The organism is Streptomyces panaciradicis (assembly GCF_023516615.1).
GTDB classification, from domain to species: Bacteria; Actinomycetota; Actinomycetes; order Streptomycetales; family Streptomycetaceae; genus Streptomyces; species Streptomyces panaciradicis.
In genome coordinates this window covers 1-319 of sequence record NZ_JAMGBF010000358.1, presented here as the reverse complement: position 1 = coordinate 319, position 319 = coordinate 1, and the positions used below count along the sequence as shown (strand labels likewise).

Annotated in this window: 1 protein-coding gene; it reads right to left on the bottom strand. The window is 67.7% G+C overall.

What is annotated here, in order from left to right; all coding sequences use genetic code 11:
* Positions 1-296, bottom strand: a 296-nt coding sequence (locus M8J74_RS44355) for an AMP-binding protein (protein ID WP_249841790.1), incomplete at its 3' end; no start/stop codon positions are given.
* Between the last annotated feature and the right edge of the window lie 23 nt (positions 297-319).

Below are 319 nucleotides of genomic sequence, written 5' to 3'. Positions count from 1 at the left end.
AGCATGTGGTTGAACAGGCTCGCCGACATCTGCAGCGTGGTCACCTGATGGCGTTCCACCAGCTCCACGATCTGGTGCGGATCGGTGTGCTGACCCGGCTGCAGCACACAGACGCCGCCGTGCAGCAGCGGCCCGAACACCTCCAGCGCGAACGCGTCCCAGGACACCGGAGAACACTGCAGGAACGTCTGCTGCGGACCGAAGGCCAGATAATCCGGGCCGACGAAGGTCGCCGCCAAAGCCCGGTGCGAGGCCGCCACGCCCTTCGGCAGCCCCGTCGAGCCGGAGGTGAACATCACGCACGCCACCGACTCCGGGC